This window comes from Actinophytocola sp. KF-1 (genome assembly GCF_054661535.1).
Map to the genome: position 1 here is coordinate 70,023 of NZ_BAAFVK010000013.1, position 21,992 is coordinate 92,014.

25 protein-coding genes are annotated in these 21,992 nt (G+C 70.7%); 9 read left to right on the top strand and 16 right to left on the bottom strand.

From position 1 onward, the window contains the following. Positions 1-119 precede the first annotated feature (119 nt). Genes ACYQ77_RS33865 through ectA form a run of 4 tightly spaced genes read right to left on the bottom strand, consistent with a single transcriptional unit; the run spans position 120 to position 3,169 of the window. Positions 120-980, bottom strand: coding sequence for a phytanoyl-CoA dioxygenase family protein (locus ACYQ77_RS33865; protein ID WP_459718751.1), 861 nt, complete (start codon positions 978-980; stop codon positions 120-122). Further along, a complete protein-coding gene (locus ACYQ77_RS33870) occupies positions 977-1,375 on the bottom strand; it encodes an ectoine synthase (RefSeq protein ID WP_459718753.1) in 399 nt (132 codons plus the stop codon). Before ACYQ77_RS33870 ends, ACYQ77_RS33865 begins: the two co-directional genes overlap by 4 nt. Before the next feature lie 16 nt (positions 1,376-1,391). Then, on the bottom strand, positions 1,392-2,642 hold the full coding sequence (ectB, locus tag ACYQ77_RS33875; protein WP_459718756.1) for a diaminobutyrate--2-oxoglutarate transaminase: 1,251 nt from the start codon (positions 2,640-2,642) through the stop codon (positions 1,392-1,394). Positions 2,643-2,680: 38 nt separating this feature from the next. After that, complete coding sequence (gene ectA, locus ACYQ77_RS33880) at positions 2,681-3,169, bottom strand: diaminobutyrate acetyltransferase (RefSeq protein WP_459718758.1); 489 nt, start codon at positions 3,167-3,169, stop codon at positions 2,681-2,683. Between the two features lie 145 nt (positions 3,170-3,314). On the opposite strand from ectA, the gene ACYQ77_RS33885 reads away from it, so the two are divergent. Then, positions 3,315-3,962: a response regulator gene (locus ACYQ77_RS33885; protein WP_459718761.1), complete on the top strand. Its 648-nt coding sequence runs from the start codon at positions 3,315-3,317 to the stop codon at positions 3,960-3,962. 1,043 nt (positions 3,963-5,005) lie between these two features. On the opposite strand, the gene ACYQ77_RS33890 is transcribed toward ACYQ77_RS33885, so the two are convergent. Continuing rightward, positions 5,006-6,658 (bottom strand): sensor histidine kinase, encoded by a 1,653-nt coding sequence (locus ACYQ77_RS33890; RefSeq protein WP_459718764.1) that lies wholly within the window; start codon positions 6,656-6,658, stop codon positions 5,006-5,008. Positions 6,659-6,990: 332 nt separating this feature from the next. Here ACYQ77_RS33890 and ACYQ77_RS33895 point away from each other — a divergent pair, with 332 nt between their 5' ends. Next, on the top strand, positions 6,991-7,395 hold the full coding sequence (locus ACYQ77_RS33895; protein ID WP_459718767.1) for a pyridoxamine 5'-phosphate oxidase family protein: 405 nt from the start codon (positions 6,991-6,993) through the stop codon (positions 7,393-7,395). Here ACYQ77_RS33895 and ACYQ77_RS33900 read toward each other — a convergent pair. Beyond that, positions 7,384-7,911 (bottom strand): TetR/AcrR family transcriptional regulator, encoded by a 528-nt coding sequence (locus ACYQ77_RS33900; protein ID WP_459718770.1) that lies wholly within the window; start codon positions 7,909-7,911, stop codon positions 7,384-7,386. The two genes, ACYQ77_RS33895 and ACYQ77_RS33900, sit on opposite strands and share 12 nt — an antisense overlap. 58 nt (positions 7,912-7,969) lie before the next feature. Between ACYQ77_RS33900 and ACYQ77_RS33905 the strand changes: the two genes are divergently transcribed. Continuing rightward, a complete protein-coding gene (locus ACYQ77_RS33905) occupies positions 7,970-8,365 on the top strand; it encodes a nuclear transport factor 2 family protein (RefSeq protein ID WP_459718773.1) in 396 nt (131 codons plus the stop codon). On the opposite strand, the gene ACYQ77_RS33910 is transcribed toward ACYQ77_RS33905, so the two are convergent. Genes ACYQ77_RS33910 through ACYQ77_RS33920 form a run of 3 tightly spaced genes read right to left on the bottom strand, consistent with a single transcriptional unit; the run spans position 8,362 to position 10,408 of the window. Then, complete coding sequence (locus ACYQ77_RS33910; protein WP_459718776.1) at positions 8,362-8,754, bottom strand: hypothetical protein; 393 nt, start codon at positions 8,752-8,754, stop codon at positions 8,362-8,364. The two genes, ACYQ77_RS33905 and ACYQ77_RS33910, sit on opposite strands and share 4 nt — an antisense overlap. Before the next feature lie 26 nt (positions 8,755-8,780). Beyond that, positions 8,781-9,548, bottom strand: coding sequence for a 2-keto-4-pentenoate hydratase (locus ACYQ77_RS33915; protein ID WP_459718779.1), 768 nt, complete (start codon positions 9,546-9,548; stop codon positions 8,781-8,783). Then, positions 9,467-10,408: a DMT family transporter gene (locus tag ACYQ77_RS33920; protein ID WP_459718782.1), complete on the bottom strand. Its 942-nt coding sequence runs from the start codon at positions 10,406-10,408 to the stop codon at positions 9,467-9,469. Before ACYQ77_RS33920 ends, ACYQ77_RS33915 begins: the two co-directional genes overlap by 82 nt. A 37-nt stretch (positions 10,409-10,445) precedes the next feature. On the opposite strand from ACYQ77_RS33920, the gene ACYQ77_RS33925 reads away from it, so the two are divergent. From ACYQ77_RS33925 to ACYQ77_RS33935, 3 genes are read left to right on the top strand one after another with little or no spacing between them, the layout of a single operon-like run. Next, a complete protein-coding gene (locus ACYQ77_RS33925; RefSeq protein WP_459718785.1) occupies positions 10,446-11,006 on the top strand; it encodes a TetR/AcrR family transcriptional regulator in 561 nt (186 codons plus the stop codon). 4 nt (positions 11,007-11,010) lie between these two features. Continuing rightward, on the top strand, positions 11,011-11,589 hold the full coding sequence (locus ACYQ77_RS33930; protein WP_459718788.1) for a DJ-1/PfpI family protein: 579 nt from the start codon (positions 11,011-11,013) through the stop codon (positions 11,587-11,589). Positions 11,590-11,591: 2 nt separating this feature from the next. Further along, on the top strand, positions 11,592-12,572 hold the full coding sequence (locus tag ACYQ77_RS33935) for an aldo/keto reductase (protein WP_459719407.1): 981 nt from the start codon (positions 11,592-11,594) through the stop codon (positions 12,570-12,572). A 723-nt stretch (positions 12,573-13,295) separates the two neighbouring features. Here ACYQ77_RS33935 and ACYQ77_RS33940 read toward each other — a convergent pair. Both ACYQ77_RS33940 and ACYQ77_RS33945 read right to left on the bottom strand, forming a co-directional pair. Beyond that, positions 13,296-13,733, bottom strand: coding sequence for an RpiB/LacA/LacB family sugar-phosphate isomerase (locus tag ACYQ77_RS33940; protein WP_459718791.1), 438 nt, complete (start codon positions 13,731-13,733; stop codon positions 13,296-13,298). Then, positions 13,730-14,224 carry an N-acetyltransferase family protein gene (locus ACYQ77_RS33945; protein WP_459718794.1) on the bottom strand — a complete coding sequence of 165 codons (495 nt, stop codon included), beginning with the start codon at positions 14,222-14,224 and terminating at the stop codon, positions 13,730-13,732. The genes ACYQ77_RS33940 and ACYQ77_RS33945 overlap by 4 nt, the downstream gene beginning before the upstream one ends. 100 nt (positions 14,225-14,324) lie before the next feature. Here ACYQ77_RS33945 and ACYQ77_RS33950 point away from each other — a divergent pair, with 100 nt between their 5' ends. Continuing rightward, entirely contained in the window at positions 14,325-14,708 is a 384-nt protein-coding gene (locus ACYQ77_RS33950) for an SSI family serine proteinase inhibitor (protein WP_459718797.1), read from the top strand. On the opposite strand, the gene ACYQ77_RS33955 is transcribed toward ACYQ77_RS33950, so the two are convergent. Both ACYQ77_RS33955 and ACYQ77_RS33960 read right to left on the bottom strand, forming a co-directional pair. Then, a complete protein-coding gene (locus tag ACYQ77_RS33955) occupies positions 14,705-15,865 on the bottom strand; it encodes an AMP-binding protein (protein ID WP_459718799.1) in 1,161 nt (386 codons plus the stop codon). The two genes, ACYQ77_RS33950 and ACYQ77_RS33955, sit on opposite strands and share 4 nt — an antisense overlap. Positions 15,866-15,951: 86 nt before the next feature. Next, positions 15,952-16,449, bottom strand: a complete 498-nt coding sequence (locus ACYQ77_RS33960) for a metallophosphoesterase family protein (protein WP_459718802.1) — start codon at positions 16,447-16,449, stop codon at positions 15,952-15,954. A gap of 24 nt (positions 16,450-16,473) precedes the next feature. Here ACYQ77_RS33960 and ACYQ77_RS33965 point away from each other — a divergent pair, with 24 nt between their 5' ends. Then, positions 16,474-16,827, top strand: coding sequence for an ArsR/SmtB family transcription factor (locus ACYQ77_RS33965; protein WP_459718804.1), 354 nt, complete (start codon positions 16,474-16,476; stop codon positions 16,825-16,827). 1,290 nt (positions 16,828-18,117) lie between these two features. Here ACYQ77_RS33965 and ACYQ77_RS33970 read toward each other — a convergent pair. Continuing rightward, positions 18,118-19,368, bottom strand: coding sequence for a cytochrome P450 (locus ACYQ77_RS33970; protein WP_459718806.1), 1,251 nt, complete (start codon positions 19,366-19,368; stop codon positions 18,118-18,120). Positions 19,369-19,534: 166 nt separating this feature from the next. Here ACYQ77_RS33970 and ACYQ77_RS33975 point away from each other — a divergent pair, with 166 nt between their 5' ends. Next, entirely contained in the window at positions 19,535-20,350 is an 816-nt protein-coding gene (locus tag ACYQ77_RS33975; protein ID WP_459718809.1) for a class I SAM-dependent methyltransferase, read from the top strand. Positions 20,351-20,397: 47 nt separating this feature from the next. On the opposite strand, the gene ACYQ77_RS33980 is transcribed toward ACYQ77_RS33975, so the two are convergent. After that, entirely contained in the window at positions 20,398-21,606 is a 1,209-nt protein-coding gene (locus ACYQ77_RS33980) for an RNA polymerase sigma factor (RefSeq protein WP_459718812.1), read from the bottom strand. Continuing rightward, a complete protein-coding gene (locus tag ACYQ77_RS33985) occupies positions 21,603-21,968 on the bottom strand; it encodes a YciI family protein (protein ID WP_459718815.1) in 366 nt (121 codons plus the stop codon). The genes ACYQ77_RS33980 and ACYQ77_RS33985 overlap by 4 nt, the downstream gene beginning before the upstream one ends. Between the last annotated feature and the right edge of the window lie 24 nt (positions 21,969-21,992).

The following is a 21,992-nucleotide window of genomic DNA, read 5'->3' on the forward strand; positions in this document are numbered from 1 at the left end:
AGTTGTCCCCCGGCGTCACCCGCCGGGGTTCCGCTTGGTGCACAAGGTACGACCTCAGGGTGACGGACGGGACCTCCCCGTCACGCCCGCCACCCGGATGGTCTAGTGCTCGTCGCAGGCTAGCGGTGCAACGCCGCCGCGTCACGGTTGGCGAGGTACGCCGGCCGGGGCTCCCCGCCCGCGAACGGCGCGCACAGCCGGTTCTCCACGGAGGAGAACACGACGTGGATGTTGGTCCGCGGGAACGGCGTGATGTTGTCGGCGGACCCCTGCATGAGGTTCGCGTCGAACACCAGCACCGAGCCCTCGGTGTCGGTGAACCGCTCGATGCCGTACGCCGTGCCGAGCGACTCCAGGTGCTCCTTGCCCGGCACGCCACCGGACCCGAGCGGGGTGGGGACGAACGTGCGGTGGCTGCCCGGCATGGCCATCAGCTCGCCGGTCAGCTCCTGCTGCCCGGACAGCGGGATCGCGACGCTCACCGCACGCGGGCACGGCATGCCGTCCTCGGCGTGCCACGTCTCGAACGGCGAGTGCCAGTACGCGCCCTTGCCGCGGAACGCGGGCAGGTACTCGATGCGGGACTGGTGGATGTAGACGTCGGAGCCGAGGAGCTGGCGGGCCCGGTCGAGCACCCTCGGGTCCACGACCAGTTCGGCGACCAGCTCGCTGATCGCGTGCACCTCGTAGATCACGCCGACGTCGCCGTCGTCGGTGAGCTCGGTGCGGTCGTCGCCGGCGAGCGCGGGGTCGGCCGCGAGCCTGGCCAGCTCGTCGCGGTACGCGGCCACCTCGGCCGGGCTGAACAGGTCGCGGTGGACCGAGAAGCCCTTGGCGTGGTGGGCGGCCACGGTGGCGCGGTCGATGGGCCCCGCGCCGGTGAAGTCCCACACGCTGGGGTCGGTGCGGTCGATCAGGTCCGGGTCGCCGTCGATCCTCGTGGGGTACCGGTCGACGACCGCGGTGGCGGTGAGCGTCATGCGCTCTTCTCCTCCACGATCAGCGGGTAGACACCGTTCTCGTCGTGCACCTCGCGGCCGGTCACCGGCGGGTTGAACACGCAGACGGTGCGCATGTCGGTCTTCGGGCGCAGCTGGTGGTGGTCGTGGTCGTTCAGCAGGTAGAGGCTGCCGGGCCGCAGCTGGTGGGTCTCACCGGTGCCCTTGTCCAGCAGCTCGCCCTCGCCCTCGACGACGAACACCGCCTCGATGTGGTTGGCGTACCAGAAGTCGTTGACCGTGCCCGCGTACAGCGTGGTCTCGTGGACGGAGAAGCCGACGCCCTCCTTCGCGAGGACGATCCGCTTGCTTCTCCAGTTGGGTGTCTTGATGTCGCGATCCGTGTCGTCCAGGTCCCCGACGTTCCTGACGATCATGTGTTCCGTGCCTCCCCTATTCGCACACCGCGCCGACCGCGTCGGACAGCAGGTCGAGCCCCTTGGCCAGTTCGTCGTCGGTGATCGTGAGCGGCGGCATGGCCTTCACGACCTCGCCGTCCGGGCCGGAGGTCTCCATCAGCAGCCCGCGCTCGAACGCGGCCCGGCAGACCTTGCCCGCGATGTCCCCGGACTCGAACGCGAGCCCGCGCGCCAGGCCGCGGCCCTTGGCCCGCATCGGCGTGCCCGGGTGCTGCTCGGCCAGCTCGGTGAAGACGCGGCCGATCAGCTCGCCCTTGGCGAGGGTGCTCTTCTCGAGCTTGTCGTCGGTCCAGTAGGTGCGGATCGCCTCGCTCGCGGCGACGAACGCGGGGCTGATGCCGCGGAACGTGCCGTTGTGCTCGCCCGGCTCCCACACGTCCAGCTCCGGCTTGAGGAGCGTCATGGCGAGCGGCAGCCCGAACGCGCCGATCGACTTGGACAGGCACACGATGTCCGGCTCGATGCCCGCCGACTCGAAGCTGAAGAACGGGCCGGTGCGGCCGCAGCCCATCTGCACGTCGTCGACGATCAGCAGCATGTCGTGGCGTGTGCACAGGTCGGCGAGGCCGCGCAGCCACTCGTCGCGGGCCGCGTTGATGCCACCCTCGCCCTGCACGGTCTCGACGATCACCGCGGCGGGCTCGTTGAGGCCGGAGCCGGGGTCGTCGAGCAGCCGCTCGAACCACAGGAAGTCCTCGACCTGGCCGTCGAGGTAGTTGTCGTAGGGCATCGGCGTGGCGTGGACCAGCGGGACGCCCGCGCCGCCGCGCTTCATCGAGTTGCCGGTGACCGACAGGGCGCCGAGCGTCATGCCGTGGAAGGCGTTGGTGAAGTTGATGATCGACTCGCGGCCGGTGACCTTGCGGGCCAGCTTGAGCGCGGCCTCGACGGCGTTCGCGCCTGCCGGCCCGGGGAACATGATCTTGTAGTCCAGGTCCCTCGGCTTCATCACGACCTCGGTGAAGGTCTCGAGGAACTCCCGCTTGGCGACGGTCTGCATGTCCAGCGCGTGGACGACGCCGTCGCGCTGGAGGTAGTCGATGACGGCCTGCTTGAGGACCGGGTTGTTGTGCCCGTAGTTCAGTGCCCCCGCGCCGGCGAAGAAGTCGAGGTACGCGTTGCCGTCCTCGTCGTGCAGCCACGATCCGGTGGCCCGATCGAACACCACCGGCCAGCCGCGGCAGTAGCTGCGCACCTCGGATTCGACGGTCTCGAATACGTTCACTGTTCTCCTGTTTCCCCGAATTTTGTGTTCGCCGCGGGTTATGCCGCGCGAGCGTCCTGGAACGGCCCGATCCGGTACCGGACTTCGGTTTCGTGATCGTCCGGGAACTCGCTGTCCGTGAACTCACCGGCGACGCTCATCTCGGCGCCCCACCGGTCGGCGAGCGAGCGGAACAACGCGTTGGACGGTGCGTTGTCCGGCGTGATGGTCGTCTCGACGCGGCGGGCGCCGGTTCTGCGCACCAGGGCGTCGAGCAGGGCGGCGGCGGTGCCTCTGCCGCGCTGACCGGCATCGACCGCGATCTGCCACACGACGACGGTGTCGGGCGCCGATGGCCGACGGTACCCGATGACGAAGCCCACCACGTCGTCACCGACCCGTGCGACAGCCGAGGTGTCCGCGAAATCGTGGCACCACAACAGATACGCGTAGGATGAGTTCAGATCGAGCTTTCCGGAATCACGTGCGATTCGCCAGATTGCCGCTCCGTCCTTTTTGGACGGACTGTCGATGACTCGTTCCGACATACTCATGGAACGTAACAGAGAATTTTCCCGAGTTCAGATGAACGAATGCAACACTCATGGCTCACCTGGGGAATCGCGATTTTCCCTGTGACAAGATCCACCGTAACGTTGCGATCATGCCGTTATTTCTGATATATAGCGCCTGGTGAGCAGCATCAGGATCTTCCTGGTCGACGACCACGAGATCGTCCGCCGTGGCGTGGCCGACCTCTTCGAGGACGAGCCGGACCTGGAGATCGTCGGCGAGGCCGCGACCGTCACGGACGCGTTACGCCGCATCCCGTCCCACGACGTCGACGTGGCCGTGCTGGACGTCCGCATGCCGGACGGCAACGGGGTCGAGCTGTGCAGGGACCTGCGCTCGCAGTTACCGGATCTCAGGTGCCTGATCCTGACGTCGTACTCCGACGACGAGGCCCTGCTGAACGCGATCATGGCAGGCGCGTCGGGTTTCGTGCTGAAGCAGGTGCTGGGCAACGACCTCATCACCGCGGTCCGCAAGGTAGGCGCCGGCGAGTCCCTTCTGGACGCGAAGACCACCGAGGCGCTGATGAAGCGCATCCGCCAGGGCGAGTCGGACGGTCCGCTCGCGGGCTTGACGGACCAGGAGCGAGCGGTGTTCGACCTGGTCGGCGAGGGCCTGACCAACCGCCAGATCGCGTCGCGCCTGTTCCTCGCGGAGAAGACGGTCAAGAACTACGTGTCGCACATCCTCGCGAAGCTCGGCATGCAGCGCCGCACGCAGGCGGCCGTGCTGGCGGCGGAACTGAAGTCCCGCAAACCGGAGCTGTGAGGGCGGTCGGGGCCCGGCCTCCGGCCCCCGATCACCATTCTCCCACCGGCCACCGACAGTTTCTGCGCTCCGGCGTCCTCGCCTGTGGACAACTCCGCGTGCCCGCACCTTCGCGAGGTGAGCACAGTCCTGACCCCGGCTCATGCAAGCCGCACCCTCGCTCACGAGCCCGCCCCTCGGGAACCCCAGCCCCTCAAGCCGGACTGACCACCCACCCGCGCACCCCCTCGTCCGCGGCTCCACGCAGGCCGACGCCTCGCGAACCCCAGCCCGGCAAGCGGGGTCGGCCACCGACCGTCCCATCGCCCACGCAAGCCCGGCACCGGAGCGAACCCACTCAAGCCCCAGCCCCACCGGCCATCCGCAACCCGAACTTCCGCTGCTCCCGCCGCACCCCGCTCACGCAGACCCAACACCCACCGACCCCACTCAAGCCGGGTTGACCACCGACCGTCCCCCAACCCCGAACTTCCGCAGCTCCCGCCACACCCCGCTCACGCAGACCCAACACCCACCGACCCCACTCAAGCCGGGTCGACCACCGACCGTCCCCCAACCCCGAACTTCCGCCACACCCCACGAACCCCGCCGTCCGCAAACCCGATCTTCGCGACTCCCGCACACACCCGACATCGGAGCGAACCCCGGGCCCGACCAGCCATCCGCCAACCCGAACTGCCGCACAGCACTGGCGCAGCCCGACGCCCGGCGACCCCCGGCCTCTTCAGGCCCGGTCAGCCCCGACCCGCCACGAACCCGACCGTCCCGAGGCTGCGGCCAACCGCCCACGCAGCCACCGCAAGCCCAGACTGACCACCGGCCGTCCGCAAACCCGACCGTCCGCCGCACCCCGCCCGGCAAGCCCGGTCGGCCTCCGGCCCCCGGTATCCAGCCTACGGCAGGGGTACGACACAAAAGCCCAGCTCACCAGGGCCCTGTGGACAACCGCCCGACCTGTGGACAACCCCGCCTCACCGCGCCCGACCGGCCCGGAAATGTCGGTGCCCTCCGGTAGCGTGGTTCGAGGGGGCCGGCGGCCGCCCTCAGGCACCCGCCAGCGGCGCACGCCACGTCAACCGCGTCCCGCCTTCCGGCCCGGGCACGACCACGGCCATCCCGCCGCACTTGCCCGCTCGCCGTTCCACCCCCAGCAACCCGCTGCGCGCGACGCCCGGCGGCATCCCCACCCCGTCGTCGACGACGTCGATGATGAGGTCCGCCCCCGCCTCGACTGTCACCACGATCGACGCGGCGTGCGAGTGGCGCACCGCGTTGCTGACCGCCTCCCTGAGCACGGCCGTCGCGTGGGCGGCCAGTGCCTCCGGGACCAGGGTGTCGACCGCGCCCGAGATCCGCACCGACGGCGTGACGTCCGAGTTCGCCGACAGCTCCTCCACGATGTCGAGCATCCGCCGCCGCAGGCTGGCCGAGCCGTCGGTGCCCGTGGTGTGCAGGTCGAAGATGGACGTCCGGATCTCGCGGACGGTCTCGTCGAGCTGCTCGACCGCCCGGCTGACGCGCCGCCGCACGGTCGGGTCGGTGATCCGCCGCACCGTCCCCTGCAGACTCATCCCCGTCGCGAACAGGCGCTGGATCACGTGGTCGTGCAGGTCACCGGCGATGCGGTCCCGGTCCGCGAGCACGTCCAACTGCCGCTGCGCGCGGTGCTTCTCCGCCAGCTCCAGCGCGAACGCGGCCTGGTCGGCGAACGACGCCAGCAGCGGTACGTGTTCGCGCGGGAACCGCTGCCCACGGCGCACGCGCATCGCCAGCAGCGCGCCGGTCACCACGTTGCCTGCGCGCAGCGGGACGGCCACGGCCGGGCCGAACGGGAGCCCCCACGTGGCGGGCACGATCGCCGACAGGTCCGGGATCATCTCCGGCCCCTGCATCTGGAACATGTCCGCGACCAGCGGCTCGTTCACCGGTAACGCCGTGCCGACCATCTCCGCGCCGCCGTCGCCGGCGGCCGCGCGGACGACCACGCGCGCGCCGTCGGACAGCAGCAGCAGCGCGCAGTCCGCGGCCGACAGCTCACACGCCCGCGCCGCGATCAGCGACAGCGCGTCCTGGCTGGAACCGCCGCCCAGCAGGTGCGAGTTGACCTCCCGCGACGCCGCCATGAACCGCTCGCGCAGCAGCGACTCCTCGAACAGCCGCGCGTTCTCCACCGCGACGCCCGCCGCCGCGGCGAGGCTCTTCAGCACGATCTCGTCGTCCTTGGTGAACTCGCCACCGGCGCGCTTCTCGGTCAGGTACAGGTTGCCGAACACCTCGCCGCGCACCCGGATCGGTTCGCCGAGCACCCGGCGCCGCGGCTGGTCGGCCGGCTGACCGGTCGGGTGCGGGTTCTCCAGCACGACACCCGAACGTGGGTCGTCCTCGGCGCCGACGTACACGAACTCCGTCAGCAACTCCTGCTGGTCGGGGCCCACGACGCCGAGCGCGCCGTACCGGGCGTCGACCAGCTCGACCGCCGTCCGCACGATACGGTTCAGCGTGCCTTCGAGCTCCAGTCCGGCCCCGACCGCGACCACCGCGTCGAGCAGGCCCTGGAGCCGGTCCCGCGACTTCGCCGTCTCGGTCAACCGCGCCTGCAGGTCGAACAGGCCGTCGAGCGGGCGTGCCTCGGCGGGCGTGGTCGCGTCGGCAGGCTGGTGCGCGCGGGCGGATGAGCGCGCCTGCTCAGCTGACATGGCAACCCCGGCAGGTCCGTTGGATCGGCAAACGGGCTATCGGTCGGATTCGACGGTGTGTTACTCACTGTATTTCCCGCCTCCTCCACGCGGGGTAGGCCACCTGGGCGATCTTGCCCGACGGGCACCCGCCACGTCCGTTCCGGCCACCGGCCAGCCACTCAGCGTGTCCACCCGGGACGGTGCGCGTCGACCTGCCACCCGTGGATTCTCGCAAACGGCCGCTGGGCAACAGGGGCGAAAGTCCCTATGGCTTTCAGGTGCTTGGGCTCTTGCGCCGCGGGCCTGGCGGCCCGATGCTTCCGGCCTGAGGGGGCCGAGGAGGTGCACTCGTGGCTGACCAGCAGCCGCGGCTTGCCGAGATGACACGCGCGGAGTCGTTGCGCCTGCTCGGCGCCGCGCCATTCGGCCGGATCGTGTACACCGTTCGCGCCCTGCCCGCGATCGTGCCCGTCCGGCACCTGGTCGAGAACGGCATGGTCGTCGTGCGCAGCCACGTCAGCGGCGACTGCGCGGGCTCGGTCGTCGCGTTCCAGGCCGACGGCACCGGCCCGGAGCAGGAGCACCTGCTCGGCTGGAGCGTCACCGTCACCGGCGTGGCCAGGCGGATCGTCGACGCCGAGGAGATCCAGCACTACGAGTCGGCGCTCACCCCGCTCGTCGAGATGGGGAACGTCGAGGTCATCCGCATCTTCCCGGAGATCGTCACCGGCTACCGGCTCACGTCAGGGGACTAGCCCGGCGAACACGCGCGCCAGCACCCGGTCCCGCAGGTCCGGCGGCCAGCCGCCGCGCAGCGCGCCCTGGGCGGTCGCGGTCAGCAGCGCCAGCACCTCGTCGAGGCGCACGTCCGCGTGGACCGTGCCCATGACCTTCGCCGCCGCGAGCAGCGCGTCGACCGTGTCCGCGAGCGCGGCGACCGGGCCCTCCACCCCGACCGCGACGCCCTCCTGCGCGAGCAGCTCGACGACGACCTTCTTCTCGGCGGCCGCGGTGACCACACGGGTGAAGAACGCGAACAGGTCACCGTCGTCGTCGGCGGTCAGGTCCTCCAGCAGGTCCTTGAGGATGGCGCCGAGCAGGTCCTTCTTGGCCGGGAAGTGCCGGAACACCGTGCCGATCGCGACGCCGGCGCGTGCGGCGACCTCCTCCGTCGACGCGGCGGCGCCGCGCTCCGCGAACACCTCGGCGGCCGCCTCGAGGATCTTGGCGCGGTTGCGCCGCGCATCGGCCCGCAAGGGCTTGCTTGACAAAGTGAGTCTCCACTCATGATGCTGAAGATGAGTCGCCACTCATCTTAGGAGGCAGCGCATGACCACCGCACGCGACGTGTTCGACCGCTTCCGCGAGTACGTCCTCGGCGCGGTGCCGCACGAACTGTGGGCGCCGGACGTCGTGATCGAGTTGCCCTTCGCGGCGGGCGGCCCGTCCCGCATCGAGGGCCGCGACACCTTCCTCGAGAAGACCAAGGGCAGCCGCGAAGCGCTCCCCGTGCGCTTCGAGGAGATGCGGGACGTGGTCATCCACGACACGACCGACCCGGACAAGATCATCGTCGAGTACACGCTGGCGGGCACGATCCTGCCCACTGGCGAGAAGGCGAGCGCGCCGTTCATCGCGGTCATGGAGGTGCGGGACGGCCTGATGACGCGCTGGCGCGAGTACCAGAACACCGCGCTGATGGCCGAGAAGCTGGGCAGTCGCTAGCCTACGACCGCTTCCACGCTGCCGATCCTGCCGATGCTCGCGACGAGCACGTCCCCGGAGCGCACCTCACCGACCGAGGCGAGCGGTGGCGTCACCACGACATCGCCCGCCCGCAGCGGTCCGAGCGCGGCGACCGCGGCCGCCGGGTGCCCGTGCACCCCACCCGCGGCGGTCGCGACCACCTCGCCGCCGCGTTCGAGCACCACCCCGAGCAACCGCAGGTCGGCGGCCGGGACCGGCACGGGACTGCCGAGCACGTGCCGGTCCCCCGCCACGAGCGCCGGGCACAACGCCCGCGTCGCGGCGAGGACGTCCCACACCGACCCACCGTCCACATCGGAGCCGAGCACGAACGCGATCGCCGCGGCCGCGGGGCCTTGGCCAAGCACACCAGGGGAAAACCGTGCCGCGTCCATCACGCCACCACCCGCACCGTCACCGCACCCAGCTCGTCGAACTCCGCCCGGAACACGTCCCCGGCGACCATCGGCACGGCCGCGTGCAGCGCCCCGGTCATGATCAGGTGCCCCGGCTCCAGCCCCACCCCGACCTCGCCGAGCGTGTTCGCGAGCCACGCCACCACGAGCAGCGGGTCCCCCAGCGCGGCCGCGCCGGCGCCCGTGTCGATGACGGAACCGTTGCGGGACAACACCATCCCGACCATCCGCGCGTCCACATCGGACAGCGGGACCAGCCTGCCGGACGTCGCGACCGCGCCGTTGGACGCGAGGTCGCCGATCGTGTCGGCGAGCCCGATCCGCCAGTCCTCGATGCGTGAGTCGACGATCTCGACCGCGGCGGCCACCCCGGCGACGGCCCGCGCCGCGTCGAGGACGCTCACTCCCGGCCCGCGCAACGGCTCGCCGAGCACGAACACGATCTCCGCCTCGATCTTCGGCTGGATGTACCGGCTCATCGGCACCGCGGCGCCCGACGCGTACACGGTGGACGCCAGGACGGGACCGTAGTCCGGCGAGTCCATGCCGATCAGCCGCTGCATGGGCTTGGACGTGAGCCCGACCTTGTGCCCCACGATCCGGTCGCCGTCCGCGAGCAGGAGTCGCACCAGCTCCTGCTGGACGGCGTAGCCGTCGGCGGCGGTCAGACCTTCGCCGAAGGGCGGGATGGGGACCCGGCTTCGCCGCGCCTCGTAGAGCTGTCGTGCCGTGACGAGCGGATCCATCTCACCTTCCCCGGTCGGGCGAGTACCAGCCACACGGCCGCCGCGCAGCCCGCCAGCCCGACCACGGTGGTCCACGCGATCGGCTCGCCGAACATCAGCAGCGCCCACACCATCGTGGTGGGCGGCGTCAGGAAGAGCAACGTGCTGGCGCCGGTCGCGCCGAGCGCGCGCAGGGTGAGCAGGTAGCAGCCGTAGCCGCCGAACGTGGACAGCACGACCACCCACACCACCGCCCACCAGAAGCCCGGCGTCATCGGCGGCGCGAGCCTGCCGGTGACCGCGGCGGCGGCCACGAACACGCCGCACGAGGTCAGGCAGTGGATCGTCAGCTGGTCCCACGGCGTGGTCGGCAGCGCCCACCGCCGCTCGAGCAGCGTGCCCGCCGACAGCGCCAGCATGCCGCCGACGACCAGCAGGTAGCCGAGGACGTGCCCGCCGCCGTCCATGTCACCGGCCACCACGACCGCGACGGCAGCCAGCCCGGTCACGAGCCCAGCCCACTGCCGCGGCCGCACCGCCGCGCCGAGCACCGGCCCGGACAGCGCGCCGACGACCAGCGGCTGCATGACGGCGATCAGCGCCGCGATCCCGGCGGGCACGCCGAGCCCGACGCCCGTGACGACACCCGCGAGGTACAGGGCCTGGCACAGGAACCCGAGCAGTGCCTGCCGCCGCGCCTCGAACGCGGTCAGCCGGGGCCGCCGCACCACCGCGATCAGCCCCACGAGTACCGCGACCACGACATAACGCCAGGCCAGGAGCGTGTCCGCGGCGGCGTGGGCGGTGCCGAGCCGTGCGCCGACGAACCCGCTGCTCCACATCACGACGAGCCCGGAAGCGGCGATCGCTGTGTGTCTCATGCCCTCAGGTAAACATACAGGTCGGTATACTGTCAGTGTGCTGTCCCGTCCGATGACCCCCGCCGGTGAGCGCCTGCTCGCGACCGCGAGCGAGCTGTTCTACCGCCGCGGCATCCACGCCGTGGGTGTCGACCTCATCGCGGAACGCGCGGGTACCACGAAGAAGACGCTGTACGACCGGTTCGGCTCCAAGGACAACCTGGTCGCGCTGTACCTGCGGACGCGGTTCGAGCGCTGGCAGGCGTTCGTCGACGAACGGCTGGCGGCGGTCGAACCCGGCAGGGCACGGCTGCTGGCCGCGTTCGACGTGCTCGGCGAATGGCTCGCCGCCAACACGTGCGGCTGCGCGTTCGTCAATGCCAACGCGGAGATCGGCCGGTCCGACCACCCGGGCGTGGCGGTGATCCGCGCCGAGAAGCGGTGGATGCGCGAGCGCTACGAGGAGCTGGCCCGGGAGGCGGGACTGCCGTCGGCGCTGGGTGCGCAGCTGCACCTGCTGCACGAGGGCGCGATCGTGGCGCTGACGGCGGGCGGCCAGGAGGACGCGGTGGCGAACGCGAAATCGGCGGTGCGGGCGCTGCTCGCTGCGGCAGGATGAGTGGGTGCAGACCATCGGCATCCTCCTGTTCGACGACGTGGAAGAACTGGACGCGATCGGCCCGTGGGAGGTGTTCTCGTGGTGGTGCGCGCGGTTCCCGGACGACGGGTGGTCGGTGACCACGTTCTCCCGCGACGGCGGGACCGTCCGCTGCGCCAAGGGTCTGCGGGTCCTCCCCGACCACTCCTTCGCCGACGTCCCGCCGCTGGACGTGCTGCTCTACCCGGGTGGCCGCGGCGCGCGGGCCAGGGTCGGCGACGATGCCGAGGTCGCGTGGATCCGTGACCAGCGCCCGCGCGTCCCGCTGCTGGCCAGCGTGTGCACGGGCGCGCTCGTCTTCGCGAAGGCCGGGCTGCTGAAGGGCAGGCCGGCGACCACCCACTGGGCGTCACTCGACTGGCTGGCGTCACTCGACCCGACGATCGACGTCCGCCGCGACGACCGTTTCGTGGACGACGGCGACGTGGTCACCGCCGCGGGGATCTCCGCGGGCATCGACATGGCACTGCACCTGGTCGGCCGCTTCGCGGGCGACGCCCGGGCCCGCGAGGTGCGGCGCGGCATCCAGTACTACCCGGCGTGACCATGGAATACCGGCGACTTGGCAAGTCCGGGCTGAAGGTGTCGCCCATCTGCCTGGGCATGATGAGCTACGGCGACAAGAACCGGCGCGCGTGGTTCCTGTCCGAGGAGGAGGCCGAGCCGATCGTGCGGCGCGCGGTCGAGCTGGGCGTCAACTTCTTCGACACGGCCGACATGTACTCGAACGGCATGACCGAGGAGATCACCGGCCGCCTGCTGGCGGGGTTGTTCACGCACCGCGACGACTACGTGCTGGCGACGAAGCTCTTCTACCCGACGGGCCCCGGCCCGAACGACCGCGGCCTGTCCCGCAAGCACGTGATGTCGGCGGTGGACGCCTCACTGCGACGGCTCGGTACGGATTACGTCGACCTGTACCAGATCCACCGCTGGGACGACGAGACACCGATCGAGGAAACCCTGTCGGCGCTGGACGATCTGGTCCGCGCGGGCAAGGTGCGCTACCTCGGCGCGTCGACCATGCCGGCGTGGAAGTTCTCGAAGGCGCAGTACACCGCGCAGATCGGCGGCTGGACGAAGTTCGTGTCCATGCAGCCGTATTACAACCTGCTCTACCGCGAGGAGGAGCGGGAGATGCTGCCCCTGTGCGAGGACCAGGGCGTCGGCGTGCTGCCGTGGAGTCCGCTCGCCCGTGGCGTGCTGACAGGAACCCGCACCCGCGAAGGCGGCCGCCCAACAGTCCGCGGCAACAACGACCCCTTCGCCGACGAGCTGTATTCGGAGCGGGACTTCGACGTGGTGGACGAGGTGGTCGCGGTCGCGCGCGAACGCGGAGTGCCGCCGGCGCAGGTGGCACTGGCGTGGCTGCTGAGCAGGCCGGCGGTGACGTCCCCGGTCATGGGCGCGACCAAGGTCGCCCACGTCGAAGACGCGGCAGCGGCAACCACGCTGCGGCTGTCGGAGGAGGAGTGCGCGAGGCTGGAAGCGCCGTACCTGCCCCACGAGGTACAACCGAAGCGCTAGGGGACGGCCTCCGGCCCCCGATTTCCAGCATAGCGGCGAGCACCGACAATTCCGGCCCCGTCACAGGCCCCGCGGATACCCCAACAAACCAACCCGAACGAACGGCCCATTCACACGCCTCCAGGGGGACCCCCGATTTCGGGCCTACCGACGGCCACCGACAATCCCCGCAGCGTCACAGGGGCTGTGGACAACCTCGCAACACGAACCCGAACGAACGGTCCACTCACACGCCAGGGGGTCCCCCGAATTCAACTCTACCGGCGACCACCGACAATCCCCTCGCCTCACACGGGCTGTGGATAATCCCGCAACACCAGCCCGAACGAACGGTCCATTGCCACGCCCGGGGGTCCCCCGAATTCAAGCCTACCGGCGGCCACCGACAATCGCCGGGCCTTCACAAAGCCTGTGGACAACCCGGCAAGACAAGCCCGAACGAACGGTCCATTCGCGCACCGGGGGATCCCCCGGTTTCAAGCCTACCGGCGGGCACCGACAATTCCCGGGGCCTCGGAGGGGCTGTGGACAACCTCGTAGTGCGAACCCGAGCGACCGGTCCATTCGCGCGGCCGGGGGCCCCCGAATTCAAGCCTAGCCGTTACCACCGACAGTTCCGCCGACGATGGGCTCGCCGTCCACAGGTGACCTGTCGCTGCCGGGGATCTGCCGCCATCGGTCCGCGGTCGGCCGCGTTTCCGGCACAAGGTCTTCCGCAGCCGGCTACGCGATCTCGTCGACGTGAGCGATGTTCGCGCGGTCGTCCTCGTCCTCGCTCGGTTCGCCCGCGAACCAGCCGTCGAGGATCTCCGTCAGCAGCGGGGCGCTGGTCAGCCGCAGCGACAGGGCCAGCACGTTCGCGTCGTTCCACTTCCTCGCGCCGCGCGCGGTCTCCGCGTCCGTGCACAGCGCGGCACGCACCCCGGCCACCTTGTTCGCGGCGATCGACGCGCCCGTGCCGGTCCAGCAGCACACGACGGCCTGGTCGGCCTCACCGTCGGCGACCGCGCGGGCCGCCGCCTCGCTCGCCCACGCCCAGTCCGCGCGCTCGTCCGGGTTCAGCGCACCATGGAGCACCGGCTCGTGGCCGCGGTTGCGCAGTTCCTCGACGAGGGTCTCGGCGACCCCGACCAGCTCGTCGGCGGCGACAGCGATTCTCATGCCTCGAGGCTACGGAACATGATATGCAACCCGACATAGCCCTTCGTCGCGTGGCGGTAGCCCTCCGGGAGCGTCGCGATGATCTCGAAGCCCAGCGACTCCCACAGCTTCACCGCGACCGTGTTGGTCGACACGACCGCGTTGAACTGCATGGACCGGAACCCGTCCGCGCGGGCCTCGTCCAGCACGTGCCTGCCGAGGGCGCGGCCGACGCCCTTGCCGCTGTGCGCCGGCGACACCATGAAGCTCGCGTTCGCGATGTGCGAGCCGGGGCCCATGTGGTTCGGACCGAACTTCGCGGTGCCGAGGACCTCGTCACCGTCCACCGCGACGACCGTCCGGAACGGCCGTGCCGCCGCCATCCACATGCCGCGGGCCGCGTCCTCGGTCACGTCGGTCGGCCACGTGTAGGTCTCCCCCGCACGCACGATGTCCCGCAGGAACGGCCAGATCTTCGGCCAGTCGTCGGGTGTCGCGTCCCTGATCTCCATGGCGCCAGGCTAGAGACGTTCCGTAGCCGCGGTCCACACGATTGGGCGTTACCGACGAGTCAGCTTTCCCCTCCGCGACCAGGACGTCCACTGTGGAACCATGAACCGTACCCGTATCGGTGGCGCGCTGCTGGCCGTTGCCTTGCCGTTCGCGTTCACGGGCGTCGCCGGCGCGAGCACCCACACGTCCATCACCCTCACCGTCGCGGCACCGGAAGGTGGCGGCGAGACGGTCGAGCTGGAGTGCGACCCGCCGGGCGGGACGCACCCGAACGCCAGGTCCGCGTGCGTGGAACTGCACCGCGCACACGGGGACTTCGACGCGCTGGCCGACCTGCAGGACCCGGCGAGCTGCACCATGGAGTACCGGCCGGTCCGCGCGCAGGCGCACGGCACCTGGCACGGTGAACCGGTCAACTGGACCCACGAGTTCGGCAACGACTGCACGCTACGCACCGCGACCGGCACGGTTTTCCGGTTCTAACGGGTGACGAGCACGGGCTGCGACTCCGCCAGGTGCAGCCCGCCGTTGTGCAGGAAGCCGAGTTCACCCGTCCGCAGGTAGTTCTCCGTGGACCCGCGCAGCCGCGCGCAGAACGTCTGCTCGCTGGTCATGGGCCGCCCCAGGTACCCGGCCGCGACGTTCGGTCCGGCGATCCACACCTCGCCGGTCGTGCCGTCGGGGCACCGGGTCCCGGTGAGCGGGTCGACGATCGCGACGTCCAGTTCGGACACCGCGCGCCCGCGGTCGACGAGTGCGGTGGCGCCGGGTTTCGCGAGCCTGCCGGGTTCGAGCGTGTCCTCGTCGAAGCCGTTGACGGCGAGCCCCGGCCTGCTCGCGACGAGCGCCGTGGCCTCGGGTGACCAGTAGGCCGGGAACAGCGCGGACCGCCGGAAACCGTGTGGTGCCATGCGGTTCGCGAAGCGGTCGAGTGTCGCGGGCCCGGCCCCGGTGACCGCGACGTCCCACGTGGACAGGTCGAGCGACGGGTACTCGCGGTCGGCGTGCCAGGCGTAGGCGAGGTCGGGCGCGAACCCGATCCGCGCGCGCCGCGCCGAGATCGTGTGCAGCCAGGCGGCGGGCGACGCGTCCGAGGGCACGAGCGTGACCGGTGCCCCGACGAGCAGGGGCGCGAGGACGCCGCCGCCGAGCCCGAGGTCGCGGTAGGGCGGGAGGTAGCTGACGACGCCGGTCTCGGCCCGCATGCCGAGGTGCCGGACGAGCTGTGTCGCGCCTGCGACGAGGTTGCCGTGGGTGAGCATCACGCCGCGGACCGGACCGGTGGCCGCGTACTGCAGCAGCGCCAGCGAGTCGTCGTCGAGGTCGGGCCGCCGCCAGTCACGCGGGTCGTCGTCGAGCGCGGTGAGCGACTCGACCCCGGCCACCCGTCCGATCGCGGCGTCGGGCTGCGCGTCGTCGACGATGTCGTCCAGCCGGGCCGAGGGCTCCGGTGACACGGGGATCGCGACGACGCCCGCGTGGAAGCAGCCGAGCAGGTGGGCCACGTAGTCGGCGCCGGGTGGCAACGCGACGAGCACGCGGTGCCCGGTGAGCCCGCGCCGGACGAGTGCCGCGCCGATCGCCCGGGCACGCGTGCCGAGTTCGGCCCGTGCCCCGGTGAGCAGGTCGACGAACGTCATGTCACACCTCTCCTCGGTCGAGTTCCGCTCGAACATGGCATCGCGGTCCGCTCGAACCGACCTCAAGAGGCGGTCAAGGGGTGTTGTCAGGTGACGGGCACGATGCGTGCGTCGAGCAGAACCCCGTCCTCGATGTCGAGGAGCCCGACCGTGCCGTGCGGCTGACGGCGCCGGTCGGTCGGCGACCCGGGGTTGAAGATGCGAACGCCCGCGCCCGTGACGTCCATCGGGATGTGCGAGTGCCCGAAGACGACGAGGTCGGCGTCGGGGAACCGGCGCCGCATGCGGGCGGGACGCCCGTCGGCCTGCCCGCTGTCGTGGATCATCGCGACCTTGAGCCCGGCGAGTTCCAGTTCCAGCGTCTCGGGCGCTCCCCAGGCGACGACGTCGGGCCCGTCGTTGTTGCCGGCGACGACGTGCACGGGCGCGAAGGCGGCCAGTTCGTCGAGGACGCTGGGCACGCACACATCACCGGCGTGCAGGATGACGTCCGCGTCCGCGAGGTGGGCGGCCACCGCGGGCGGGCAGGTCTTCCACCGGCGCGGTGCGTGCGTATCGGCGAGCACGACGACTCTCAATTTCACCGCTTCCTTATATACGATGGCGGGGTGCATGCCTTCGACGTCCTCGGCGACCCGGTCCGCCGCCGAATCCTGGAACTCCTCGCCGACGGCGAACGCGCCGCGGGCGAGGTGTCCTCGGTCGTCCAGGACGAGTTCGGCATTACCCAGCCCGCGGTGTCACAACACCTGAAGGTCCTCCGCGAGAACGGCTTCGCCAAGGTCCGCGCCGTGGGCACGAGGCGGCTGTACGCGGTGGACCCGGAGCCGCTGCGGGAGGCTGACCAGTGGTTGTCCAACTTTCGCCGCTTCTGGACGCCGCACCTGAACGCCCTCGCGACGGAGCTGGCGCGCGGCAAACGAGCCCGCCGCCTGGCATCCGAGCAGCCTTCGGAGGACTGACCGCGCTGGTTGGACCGGCCAGGCCCTGGCACGCGCGCAAGCCGCTCCTCCGCCGAGGGGCAAGCTCGGTATGCAGCTCTCGCCTGCCAGGGGATGGCCCGGGTGCGCCCATCGGCCGGGCGCGCCAGCAGCGACGATCACCGCAGACCAGACAGGCGCGGAAGCAACGCACCGAGTGGGCAGGTCCGCCACGCTCACCACCGGACGGACAAGCACGCAGGTAGCGCCGCCAATTAGGCGGCCTCAGCCAGGCTCGCTACCTAACTGGGCAGGCGCGCAGGTAGCGCGGCCAGCCGGGCAGGCCCGCCGTATGCACGCACCACCAACGAAGCACGCGCACCACCGGCCGGACACGCCCCAGGCAGCTCCGGCGGCCAGGCAGAACGCGCACAATCGACAGGCACCCAGGCACGCAACATCCCCAACCAGGCAGGCCCGGCAGCGGCTCCCTCGGCCAGGCAGGCCAGCAGGCGCGCACACCATCGACCGGGCAGCCCGCAGCGACCCTCACCGCCAACCACGTACGCCCGCAAGCACGCTCACCACCAACTGGGCAGGCCCGCAGCACGCACCCGCCCGACAACGCACGCCCAGGCACGCGGACCACCATCCAGACATGCCCGCAGGCAGCTCCGCTGACCAGGCATGCTCCCCCGCCGAGCGGGCGCTCCCGCAGCCACCATGATCAGCAATCAGGCGCACGCAGAGCAGCTCCCCGGCCGACGCGGACAGGTCTGCAGGCACCTCACCGATCGACACGCGTGTAGCGCGCACCACCGATCAGCACGCATTCACACCTGCTCACCGCTAGCGAGGCACCGCCCTCGGCCAACTCGACGACCACGCCAGGTGCGCGGGCAGGCGCACCACCAACCGGCCACGTCCTCGGCAGCTCGGCCGACCACGCCAGGTCTGCGGGCAGGCACACCACCAACCGGCCACGCCCTCGGCAGCTCGGCCGACCACGCTGGGGCCGCAGGTATCCAGGTCCGCAGGTGCTCCACCAGCTGGGGCTACGCCTGCAGGCAGCTCCCCGACTGGCGCGCCTCCGGTCATGCTCACCCCGAACGGGCAGGCGGTGAGCATGCGCACCGCGCAAGGGTGGGCCTGCGCGTGCCAGCGGGGGCGACTCGCCCCAGCGGCAGGTCGCCTCCGGGCTCTGTGTCCGGGGTGACCTGCTGTGGGGTGGCCGTGCTTCTCGGGTCTCATCGTCGGGCCGGGGCCGTCGGGTTGAGGCCTTGTGGGTTCTTGCCCTGCAGATGGTGTGTGGGCGTTGTTTGGGGTTGGGCTCTAGTGCACCAGTACCGGGAGGGTGTCCACGCCGTAGACGATTGAGACCTTGCGGAAGGTGAGGTCGTCGGCTGGGGTGGCCAGGCGGAGGTTCGGGAAGCGGCGTAGTAGCGCCGGGTATGCGGCTCGGAGTTCCATGCGGGCCAACTCCGCGCCGATGCAGCGGTGGACGCCGTGGCCGAAGGCCAGGTGGGACGTCGGGGTGCGGTGGGGGTCCACCTGTTCCAGGCCGTCGCCCAGGGCTGGGTCTCGGTCGGCGCCGGACAGGGAGACGATCACCACGTCGCCCTTGTTGATCTGTTCGCCGCCCACTGTGACGTCCTCGCGGGCGAAGCGTGGGAACGCGACCTGCACGACGGTGAGGTAGCGCAGCACCTCCTCGACGAAGCCGTGGATGGCCGTGTCGTCGTCGTGGATCAGTTTGAAGGTGTCCGGGTCCTGCAGCAGCACCAGCGCGCCCAGCGCGAGCATGCTCGCCGTCGTCTCGAAGCCGCCGGTCAGGACGCCGTCGGCCAGGCCGGCCAGTTCCTGGTCGCTGATCTCGTCGCCGTGTTCCTTGATCAGCTGGCCGAGCAGGCCGTCACCGGGTTCGGCGCGCTGCTTCTTCACGACCTCGGTCAGGTACGCGAGGGACTCCGAGATCGCCGAGAACGACGCGGTCGCGCCGCCGAACAGGTCGAAGCGGGCCATCGACAGGCGCTGGAAGTCGTCGCGGTCGTCGTACGGGACACCCAGCAGCTCGCAGATCACCAGGCTCGGGATCGGCAGCGCGAAGTACTCGACCAGGTCGACCGGCCCGTCGACGGCGGCCATCGCGTCCAGCTGCTGGTCGATGATCTCCTGGATGCCCGGGGTCAGCCGCGACAGGCGGCGCATCGTGAACTCCGGGGTCAGCAGCTTGCGCAGCCGCGTGTGCTCCGGCGGGTCGGCGAACCCGAGGCCGCCGGGGCTGTGGCTCGCGGACGCCCCGTGCTCGCCCACCAGGTTCGCGAAGTCGTTGCTGTACGCCTTCGCGTTGCCGAGGACGGTCTTCGCCTCCTCGTAGCCAGTGACCAACCACACGTTCACCCCGAACGGGATCGGCAGCTTGCTCACCGGCGCCGCCGCACGGGTCGCCCCGAGCTCGGCGACCGGATCCAGGCCGTTGCGCCGCAGCGGCATCAGCGCGCTGTCCGGCAGCAGCGCCATTTTCGACAGGTCGAAGCCCTTCTTGGACTGTCGCGCCAGGTACCAGCGCGTTGCCCAAGCCATGATCTTCGAGCGCATGCTCACCAAGGCGAAACCCCCTAACTCCCGTACGCCAGCGAGAGTAGCCGCCGAGTTGAGCGTCTCGGCGGGACGGCCCGACTGGTAAACGAACCGTCACCCGGCGTACGATTTCACAAATTTGTAAAAGTTCTGACGCGTGGAGATGCCGATGCCCGGCGTTCGCTTCACCGAGGACCAGTCGACGAACCTCGCCACCCTGTACGGGCGAGCGTTGGACGCCCGGGCCGCGCACCCCGTGCTGGGCGACCCGACGGCCGAGGACGCGGTGCGTCGCATCGACTACGACTTCGGCAAGTTCAAGATCAGCTCGGCCGAGGCGTTCGGCATCGCCTGCCGGGGCAAGGTGTTCGACCTGGCGGTCCGCGAGTTCGTGGCCGCCCACGAGGAGTCCACGGTCCTGCACCTCGGTGCGGGCATGGACAGCCGCGTGTTCCGGATCGACCCGCCGCCGACCGTGCGGTGGTACGACGTGGACTTCCCCGACGTGATCGACCTGCGCGCACAGGTCTACCCGCAGCGGGCGAACACCACGATGCTCCGCGCGTCGGTGACCGAACCCGGCTGGCTCGAGCAGGTGCCCGCCGACCGGCCGACGCTGGTCGTCGCCGAGGGCCTGACCATGTACCTCGACCCCGATGGCGGGTTCGAGCTGTTCCGGCGCGCTGTCGAGCACTTCCCGTCCGGCGAGGTGTTCATCGACGCGTACAGCAAGCTCGGCATCCGCCTGCAGAAGACGAACTCCGTGGTGCGCCGCGCGAGGGCGACCCTGCGCTGGGGCATCGATCCGGAGGACCTGGAGGCGGTCGGGTTGACGCTCGTGTCCTCCACGAACGCCGAGGGGTTCGTGCCGAAGGAGGACTGGCAGCACCTGCCTGCGCCGCGGCGGGTGGTCTACCGCGCGATGCTGCGGATCCCGGTGCTGCGGGACACGGGGCGGATACTGCGTTACCGGTTTGGCTCATGACAACGACGGTAGGGAAATCGCGGGGCGGGCGTAATGAGGAAGACCCCCTACTTACCCTGAGATTTTCCGCAGTCGTCTGCTGTGGACCTCCGCAGTAGGTACTCGCGCTCGGGGATGCTGAACGTGCGTTTCGCCGCCAGCCGGTAGTGCTCACGGGCCTGCTCGTGCTCGCCGGCGAGGTCGAGCAGGTGCGCGCGGACCGCGTCGAGCCGGTAGTGCCCGGCGATCCGCTTGTCGTCGTCCAGCGACGCCAGCAGGTCCAGCCCGGCCTGCGCGCCGTGGACCATGGCGGTCGCGATCGCGCGGTTCAGCGTGACCATGGGGTTCGGCGCCATCCGGTCAAGGATCTTGTACAGCACGAGGATCTGCTGCCAGTCCGTCTCCTCGGTGCTGGGCGCCTCGTCGTGGATGGCGGCGATCGCGGCCTGCAGCTGGTACGGACCGGGCGCCGACGTGGCGAGGGTCTCGGTGACCAGCGCGATCCCCTCCTTGATCCGCGCCTGGTCCCAGCGGCTGCGGTCCTGCTCCTCGAGGGGCACCAGCGCACCGTCCGGCGACGTGCGGGTGGCCCGCCGGGCGTCGGTGAGCAGCATCAACGCGAGCAGGCCGGTCACTTCGCCGTCCTCCGGCACGAGCCTGCGCACCTCGCGGGTCAGCCGTATCGCCTCGGCCGTCAGCTCGACCCGCTGCAGGTCGGGCCCGGACGTGGCGTTGTAGCCCTCGTTGAAGATCAGGTACAGCACGTGCAGCACCGCGGGCAGCCGCTCCGGGCCGTCCGGGAAGCCCTTGCCCTTGATCTTCTGCTTCGCGCGGCTGATGCGCTGCGCCATCGTGGCCTCCGGCACGAAGAACGCGCTGGCGATCTCCGCGGTGGTGAGGCCGCCGACCGCCCGGAGCGTGAGCGCGACCTGCGACGGCGCGGACAGCTCCGGGTGGCAGCACAGGAACAGCAGTTTCAACGTGTCGTCGACGTGCCGGTTCAGGTCATCGTCCGGCTCCGGCTCGGTCGAGACGGTCAGCTCCCGCTGCCGCCGCGCCGCCTCACTGCGCCACTGGTCGGTGAGGCGGCGGCCGGCCACGGTGACGAGCCACCCGGCGGGTTCGGCGGGTATGCCCTGCTCAGGCCACTGGACCGACGCGGCGAGGAGCGCCTCCTGAACGGCGTCCTCGCACGCGTCGAACTGCCCGTGCCTGCGGACGAGCGTGCCGAGGACCCGCGGCGCGAGGCCACGCAGCAGTTCCTCGATCTCGGTCACAGATCGGCACCCGCCGAGAACATGACCGGCCGGATCTCGATCGCGAGGCCCTTGATCCTGGTGTCGGGGATGAGCTTCGCGAGCTCGACCGCGCGCTCCTCGCTCTCGCAGTCGATCAGGTAGAAGCCGCCCATGAACTCCTTGGCCTCGAGGAACGGCCCGTCGGTCACCGCGGGCACGTCGCCGCCGCGGACGACCTTCGTGTTGGCCGGGTCGGCGAGCGCCTGGGTGAGGATGAACTCGCCGGACTCCTGGGTGGTCTTCATGAACTCGCCGTGCCCGTCCATGATCGCCGACCGCTCCTCCTCGGAGAGCGCGTCCAGAACGGCCGGGTTGACGTGCATGATCAGCAAGTACTTCACGGTGTGCTCCTCGTGTGCCGGGCG